The 7322-nt window shown below is 73.0% G+C and carries 8 protein-coding genes; 7 read left to right on the top strand and 1 reads right to left on the bottom strand.

Annotation, left to right across the window (positions count from 1 at the left end; translation table 11 throughout):
* Window positions 1–45: 45 nt before the first annotated feature.
* Window positions 46–966 (bottom strand): ROK family protein, encoded by a 921-nt coding sequence (locus ACFU7Z_RS32915; RefSeq protein ID WP_380781560.1) that lies wholly within the window; start codon window positions 964–966, stop codon window positions 46–48.
* A gap of 121 nt (window positions 967–1087) precedes the next feature.
* Between ACFU7Z_RS32915 and dcd the strand changes: the two genes are divergently transcribed.
* From dcd to ACFU7Z_RS32880, 7 genes are all read left to right on the top strand, one after another.
* Window positions 1088–1615 (top strand): dCTP deaminase, encoded by a 528-nt coding sequence (gene dcd / locus ACFU7Z_RS32910; RefSeq protein ID WP_049649174.1) that lies wholly within the window; start codon window positions 1088–1090, stop codon window positions 1613–1615.
* Entirely contained in the window at window positions 1612–2136 is a 525-nt protein-coding gene (locus tag ACFU7Z_RS32905; RefSeq protein ID WP_380781558.1) for a deoxycytidine triphosphate deaminase, read from the top strand. Before dcd ends, ACFU7Z_RS32905 begins: the two co-directional genes overlap by 4 nt.
* Window positions 2133–3233, top strand: a complete 1101-nt coding sequence (locus tag ACFU7Z_RS32900; protein ID WP_380781556.1) for a glycosyltransferase family 4 protein — start codon at window positions 2133–2135, stop codon at window positions 3231–3233. The genes ACFU7Z_RS32905 and ACFU7Z_RS32900 overlap by 4 nt, the downstream gene beginning before the upstream one ends.
* Window positions 3230–3742, top strand: coding sequence for an HIT family protein (locus tag ACFU7Z_RS32895; RefSeq protein WP_380781554.1), 513 nt, complete (start codon window positions 3230–3232; stop codon window positions 3740–3742). The genes ACFU7Z_RS32900 and ACFU7Z_RS32895 overlap by 4 nt, the downstream gene beginning before the upstream one ends.
* A 51-nt stretch (window positions 3743–3793) precedes the next feature.
* Window positions 3794–5095 carry an MFS transporter gene (locus ACFU7Z_RS32890; RefSeq protein WP_380781552.1) on the top strand — a complete coding sequence of 434 codons (1302 nt, stop codon included), beginning with the start codon at window positions 3794–3796 and terminating at the stop codon, window positions 5093–5095.
* Complete coding sequence (locus ACFU7Z_RS32885) at window positions 5092–5832, top strand: class I SAM-dependent methyltransferase (RefSeq protein WP_380781550.1); 741 nt, start codon at window positions 5092–5094, stop codon at window positions 5830–5832. The genes ACFU7Z_RS32890 and ACFU7Z_RS32885 overlap by 4 nt, the downstream gene beginning before the upstream one ends.
* Before the next feature lie 74 nt (window positions 5833–5906).
* Entirely contained in the window at window positions 5907–7253 is a 1347-nt protein-coding gene (locus ACFU7Z_RS32880) for a hypothetical protein (protein WP_380781548.1), read from the top strand.
* Window positions 7254–7322: the final 69 nt, after the last annotated feature.

Below are 7322 nucleotides of genomic sequence, written 5' to 3'. Positions count from 1 at the left end.
GGCCCGCTGCGGGAGCGGCGGGCCGACGGCGGGGGGCGAAGGACGTCAGCCGCCGAGGAGGTCCCAGGCCAGCAGGCCGGCGCCGAGGCAGCCCGCCGTCTCCCCGAGTGCCGCCGGCACGATCTCCGGCATCCGCTCGAAGGCGAGCCGCTTCCCGACCGCCGCGCGCAGCGGTTCGAACAGGGTGTCCCCGGCCTCGGCCAGCCCGCCTCCGATGATCACGGTGCCCGGGTCGAGCAGGGTGAGGCAGGTGACGAGACCGTCGGCGAGCGCGGCCAGGGCGTCGTCCCAGACCGTCCGGGCGCGGCTGTCGCCGGCCTCCAGCGCCCGGACGCAGTCCGCCGCGTCGGCGGCGGGCCGGCCCGAGGCCGCGGCCCAGGCCCGTCCGACGGCCGAGGCCGACGCGTACTGCTCCAGACAGCCGCGCCGGCCGCAGGGGCAGGCGGCGCCTCCGGGCCGGACCACGATGTGGCCGATCTCGCCGCCGGCGCCGTGGGCGCCCGCCTCGATCCGTCCGCCGAGGGCGATCGCGCCCGCGATGCCGGTGCCGATGGCCAGGAAGAGGAACTGTTCGGCACCCCGGCCGGCGCCGATCCGCTGCTCGGCGAGTCCTCCGGTGCGGACGTCGTGGCCGAAGGCGACCGGCACGCCGCCCAGGCGGTCGGCCAGCAGCGCGCCGAGCGGGAGGTCGTGCCAACCGAGGTTGGCCGCGAACACGACGGTGCCCGTGCCGACGTCGACGATGCCGGGCACGGCGACGCCCACCGCGGCCGCGGGCCGGCCGAAGCGGCGCTCGCCGTGGGCGCGCATTTCGGCGGCCGCCTCGAGCACCGATTCCACGACGGTGTCGGTGCCGCGTTCGCGAGGGGTTTCCCGGCGGGCCTGGTGAAGTAATTCTCCGCCGCTTCCGATCAGGGCGGACTTGATTCCGGTACCGCCCACATCAAGGGCTATGACGTGTTTCATGGGGGATGAGTATGGAGCATGCTCGGACGAGCTGGCAAACGTCCTGGAAAACGACCCGTAAAAGCCTCGTCGGTGCGCGCCCGCCGTTTTGTCCGGCAGGCCGGAAGAGTGGGAGCCTCCTGTGATCCTGACGGGACCAGAAATCGTTGAATCCGCCCGCGACGGCAGGATTTCCATATCCCCGTTCAACCGGGACCAGGTGAACCCGAACAGCTACAACGTCTGCCTCGGGGAGACGCTGATCACCTACACGGACAGCGTCATCGACGCGTACCGGCCCAACCGGACCGACGCCACCAAGATCGACTCCAGCGGCTTCGTGCTGGAGCCCGACCAGCTCTACCTGGGGCACACCGTGGAGGAGGTCGGATCCGACGTCTTCGTGCCGCTGCTCTTCGGGCGCTCCTCGGTCGGCCGGCTCGGGCTCTTCGTGGAGATCACCGCCCCGATCGGGGACATCGGCTTCCACGGCCAGTGGACCCTCATGCTGTCCGCGGTCCGACCGCTGCGGGTGTATCCCGGGATGAAGATCGGGCAGATCATGTTCTTCGACACGCTCGGCGATATCGAGCCCTATTCCGGGAAGTACCAGGGCGCGGTCGGACCGCAGGAATCGCGCTACTGGCGGGACAAGTTGGGGCAGCCGTGATCCTCACCCGGGCGGAAATAGCCAGGTCGATCGACTCCGGTGACATCGTCATAGAGCCGTTCGACCCCCGAAGGATTTCCCCGAACGCCTACGACTGGCGACTCGGCGACACCATCCGGGTGTGCGAGTCCGAACTCGACGCGGCGCATTCCACGGAGTTCGAGGAGCGCACCATCCCGCCGGACGGCATGGTGCTGCTGCCGGGCAGGCTCTACCTCGGGGTCACCCACGAGCGCACCCATTCCGAGCGTTTCGCGCAGATGATCAACGGTGACCGCACGGTGGGCGCGCTGGGCATCTGGGTGCACGTCTCGGCACCGCTCGGCCACGTCGGCCACGCCATCCGGTGGACGCTCGAGATCCGCGTCGTGCGCCCGGTGCGGATCTACCCCGGGATGACCTTCGGGAAGATCATCTTTCTCAAGACCCTCGGCGCGGAGGCCAGTTACCAGAACATGGGCCGGAAGTACACCCGGACCAGCGGCATCGACACGTCGCGACTGTACGAGGAGCTCGCGTGAACGTCCTCACCGGGATCGACCTCCCCCCGGACAGCCCCGGCGGCAGCGTCGAGCTGCTGCGCGACCTGTACGGCGGGCCGGAACCGCTCATCCCCGCCGACGTCTTCATGCTCGCCCCGGAGGACCGGCCGGCGCCCGACACCTCCGGTTCACCGGCCCTGCTCACGGTGCCGGGCAAGACGGTGTCGGGGCCGGCGTTCTGGGCCTACGTGGACCGGCTCGGCGCCGCCGTCCGGGACAGGTACCCCACCGCCGACCACGACGTGCTGCACCTCCAGCACCTGGCCTTCGGCGCGACGGCCGCCCTGCAGCAGGTCTTTCCCGACCGGCCGAGCATCGCGCTGGTGCACGGCACCGACCTGCTGTTCGCCGAGGACCACCCGACCCAGGCCGCCGTCCTGCGGGAGACCGCGGCATCGGCCGACGCGATCGTCGTCCCCACCGGGGCGATGGCGGACCGGCTGCGCCGGATCGCCCCGGTCCCGTCGGACCGGATCGTCCACATCCCCTGGGGCGTCCCCGACCGGCTGCTGGCCGGCCGGCCCACCGGGGCGGCGGGGCACCGCGCGGAGCGGGAAGCGGGCGTCCTGCGGGTGCTCTACGCGGGTCGGCTCACCGCCGAGAAGGCCACCTCCGGCCTGATCTCGGCGGTGGCCTCGCTCCCCGGGGTGGAGCTCTCCGTGGCCGCTCCCCCGGCGGAGTTCGCGGCCCTGGCCGCACGCTCCGACCTGTCGCGGGTGCGCCGCCTCGGCTGGCTGTCCCGGGAGGACCTGTGGCGCGCGTTCGGCGGACACGACCTCCTGATCGTCCCCTCGCTCCGGCTGGAGGCGTTCGGGCTGGTGACCATCGAGGCGCAGGCGTGCGGCCTGCCGGTCGCCTACCAGCCCGTGCCGGGCCTGACCGAGGTGCTCGGCCGCTCCGCGCTCCCGGTCGACTTCGGGGACTTCACCGCGCTCCGGGGCCGCATCGAGGAGTTCCTCCGCTCGCCGGAGCGGCTGGACGACCTGGCCGCGGCCGGCCTGGTCAACAGCGGGCGCTTCCCGCTGTCGCGGACCGCCGGCGAACTGGCCGAACTCTCCCGCCGGGTCGCGCGATGACGCCCCGGCCGACCACCGCGGCCCCTGCGCCCACCGGCGGGCCGGAGCGGGACCGGGGCGACGGCCCGCGGTCCGCGGACTGCGTGTTCTGCGCCATCGTCGGGGGCCGGCTGCCCGCCGCCGTCGTCCACGAGGATGAACGGACCATCGCCTTCCTCGACATCACCGCGGTCATGGACGGGCACACCCTGGTGATCCCCAAGCGCCACGCCGCCGACCTCTGGGAGATCACCCCGGAGGACGCCGCCGCCGTGATGGCCACCGTCCACCTGATGGCCGGGCGGATCCGGGACGTGCTGGCGCCGGACGGCCTGACGCTGTTCCAGGCGAACCGGGACGCGGGCTGGCAGGACGTGTTCCACCTGCACGTCCACCTGGTGCCCCGGGCGGCCGGGGACCACCTCCACCGCCCCTGGAAGGCCGACCCGGTGCCGCTGGAGCGGCTCGCCGCCACCCGCGCCCGCCTCTCGGCACCGTCCCCCGAACACCCGGACCGGACCGCGGTGTGACGGCTCCCCGACCAGCTCGATCCCGTCGGGCCAGAACGTGAAAGGCCTTGTGTGCGCGCCGACCTCTCCATCCTCCGAGACCGCTCCTTCCTGCTCCTGTTCTCCGCCCGGTCCGTCTCCCTGCTGGGTGACGCCATCGCACCGGTGGCGCTCGCCTTCGCCGTCCTCGGAATGCCGGACGGCTCGGGTTCGACCCTCGGGATCGTCGCCGCCGCCCGGATCGCCGCCCAGGTCGCGTTCCTGCTGTACGGCGGTGTCCTGGCCGACCGGCTGCCGCGGCACCGGGTCATGGTCGGGGCGGACCTGACCGCGGGTCTCGCCCAGGGAGCGGTCGCGGTCCTGGTGCTGACCGGGACGGACTCCCTGGCGGGCCTGGTCGTCCTGTCGATGGTCAGCGGCGCCGCCAGCGCGCTGTTCACCCCGGCGTCCCGGAGCGTCACGGTGCGGCTCGTGCCCGCCGAGAAGATCCAGTCCGCCAACGCGCTGGTCCAGCTGTCGATGAACGCGGGCAGCATCGGCGGCGCGGCGCTCGCGGGCGTGCTGGTCGTCCTGCTCGGCGCCGGCTGGGCACTGGTGGTGGACGCGGCGACGTTCCTGGTGTCCGCGGTGCTCCTCGCCGGAGTCCGGCTGACCGGCACGGCGGACCAGCCGTCGCCCACGGAGGAAGGGATCTTCTCCCAACTCAGGCACGGGTGGCGGGAGTTCACCGAACGGACCTGGCTGTGGGCGGCGGTGGCGCAACTCGCGCTGGTGAACGTGTGCATCGGCGCCGGCTTCATCGTGCTGGGACCGGTCGAGGCCGAGGCGCACCTCGGCGGCGCCTCCGGATGGGCCGCCGTCCTCACCGCGCAGGCGGTCGGCTTCGTGGCGGGCAGCCTGCTGGCCATCCGGCTGCGGCCCCGCCGGCCCCTGCGGGCCGCGGTGCTGTTCACCCTGGGGATCGTGCCGTCCCTGGTCGCGCTGGCCTGCGCCGCGCCGGTCGCCGTCACCGCCGGCGCGATGTTCGTCACCGGCCTCTGCATGAGCCTCAACGACGTCACCTTCCTCACGGCACTGCAGAAGCACGTGCCGGAGGAGTCGATGTCCCGGGTGATGTCCTACGACGCCTTCGGCTCGTTCGTCTTCCTCCCGCTCGGCCTGGCGGTCGCCGCCCCGATCGCGGACCGGGTCGGCAGCGGCGCCGTCTTCCTGGGCGCGGCCTGCCTGGTCGCCGCGGCCGCGGGCGTCGTGCTGGCCGTCCCGGGGGTCCGCACCCTGCCGTCCGAGCCGCAGGCCGCGGCGGGGGCGGACCGTCCGCAACAGGCTTCGGCAGCAGTGCCGGCATCCGTCCGTACGACCAAGGAGGACCAATGACCGACGACACCCGGCAGCAGGACACGCTCGGTTCCGTGGCGGCACCGGAAGCCGACGGGCCACCGCGCGTGCCGCTCCAGGAGACCTTCGCCCGGATCTACGCCAGCGGGGCCTGGACCCTGACCGAGGACAGCGGGGCCGACGACGACGAATCCCGCTCCGGCCTCGGGTCGAACCTGGCCCAGACGGCCGCGCTGCGTGCCGAACTGCCCTCCCTGCTCGCCGGACTCGGCGTCCGGAGCCTGCTCGACGCGCCGTGCGGGGACTTCTTCTGGATGTCCAGGGTCGACCTGGGCGTCGACCGCTACACCGGTGCCGACATCGTCCCCGCGGTGGTCGAGCGCAACCGGGCGCGCTTCGCCCGCGCCGACCGCGAGTTCCGGGTCCTCGACCTCACCCGCGACCCGCTGCCGGAGGCCGACCTGGTGTTCTCCCGCGACTGCCTGGTGCACCTCGGAGACGACGACGTCCACCGCGCGCTGGACAACATCCGACGCAGCGGCTCGACCTACCTGGCGACGACCACCTTCACCGGGCGGGCCGGGAACGAGGCCGCCACCGAAGCGGGCGGCTGGCGTCCGCTCAACCTCCGGCGGGCCCCCTTCCTGCTGCCCGAGCCCTTCCGGGTGCTCGACGAGCAGTGCACCGAGGTCTACGTCACCGAGGAGGACGGCACGCGGGTCGAGCACCGCTTCGCCGACAAGTCGATCGGGGTGTGGCGGATCGCCGACCTCTAGACCTGCCGTCCCACCCGTCTTCCCGGTCCGCCCGCGGACCGCCGCCCCCTCAGCCCCACAACGAAGGAGAACCCTTGCCCCAGGACCAGCCCTCGGCCCTGATCGTCGGCACGGACCCGTACGCGATGCGCGCCTGCCTCCGGAACGGCATCACGCCGTACGTGGTGCACGGCCCGCACCTGGCGGACTGGGGCTACCTGAAGCTCCCGGACGGGGCCGTGGGGATCTTCGCCGAGGACCCGACGAGCATCGAGAGCGTCCTCCTCGCCCTGCGCCGGACCGGCGCCGCCGAGCGGGAGTTCCGCTTCCTCCAGACCTCCGACGAGGAGGCCCTGGTCACCGTCGCGGCACTCGCCCGGGTCCTGGACCTCCCGACGGCCGTGGCCGCGGACATCGCCCCGAACTTCCGGGACAAGTGGCTGCAGAAGCGGGCCGTCGCGGCGGCCGGCCTGGACGTCGGCGCCTCGCAGGTCATCGAGGACATCCACCACCTGGATCCGTCCGCCCTCGCGGACTTCGACAAGGCGGTGCTCAAGCCCATCGCCGGGGCGGGCACCCGGAACACCTCGGTCGTCCGGGGACTGGCCGAGCTGATCGACACCTGCGCCGAGTACCGGCGCCGGGGCGTTCCGCAACGCACCTTCGTCCTGGAGGAGTTCACGCCGGGCGAGGAGTGGATGGCGGACGGCGTGGTCTTCGACGGCGAACTCCGGTTCCTCAGCGTGGGCACCTACGCGGAGCCGTGCCTGACCGCCGTCGACGCCAACCGGGTGCTCCAGCTGGAACGCTTCGACCCGACCGAGGACGCGGACGCCTTCGCCCTGGCGCGGCCGGTCGTGACGGAGGCGCTGCGGGCCCTCGGCCTGCGGCGCGGGGTGTTCCACATGGAGCTGTTCCGCCGGCCCGACACCGGCGGGCTCGTGTTCGGCGAGTGCGCCGCCCGCACCGGCGGCGGGCTGATCTCCGAAGCGGTGGCGTTCAAGTTCGGCGTGGACCTGGGCGAAGCCGCCATCCGGTGCGCGGAGGGGATCGAGCCGACGATCGAGCCGACCGTCCGTCCGGAGAGCGTCAGCACCCTCTTCCTCGCCAACCGGCCCGGCGTCCTGGTCGGCTATCCCTCACTGGAGCAGATCCGGGCCCTGCCCGGTGTCGAGCACGTGCGGCTGGACCTCCCGTACGGCTTCCGGACGGGGGACACGGTGCAGGACACCACCCAGGGGGTCGGGCAGGTCATGCTGAGCGGGCGCACCCGGGAGGAGGTGCGCAGCCGGCGCGAGTTCCTGACCCGGTGGTTCGACGAGCGCCTGGTGGTCGTGCCCGCCCACGCGACGTACCCGGAACTGCGGAGCTGGCAGCGGGCCAACTGGCCGGAGACCGCCTCGGACTTCCGCACCTACGCGGAGCCCGAGCGGCAGCGCTGACCCGCTCGGCCCGGTTCGTCAGGCAGTGAGCCGGATCCTCCGCGGAGGATCCGGCTCACTGCCTGACGA

Origin of the sequence: Kitasatospora sp. NPDC057518 (assembly GCF_042802075.1) — a bacterium.
Lineage (GTDB): Bacteria > Actinomycetota > Actinomycetes > Streptomycetales > Streptomycetaceae > Kitasatospora.
Note: the sequence above shows the minus strand (reverse complement) of the source record. Positions and strands in the feature narration are given on the sequence as shown.

Excerpts from the sequence above, each read along its gene's own strand:
- ACFU7Z_RS32915 (WP_380781560.1), bottom strand. The coding sequence starts at position 966 with ATGAAACACGTCATAGCCCTTGATGTGGGCGGTACCGGAATCAAGTCC.
- ACFU7Z_RS32895 (WP_380781554.1), top strand. The coding sequence starts at position 3,230 with ATGACGCCCCGGCCGACCACCGCGGCCCCTGCGCCCACCGGCGGGCCG.
- ACFU7Z_RS32885 (WP_380781550.1), top strand. The coding sequence starts at position 5,092 with ATGACCGACGACACCCGGCAGCAGGACACGCTCGGTTCCGTGGCGGCA.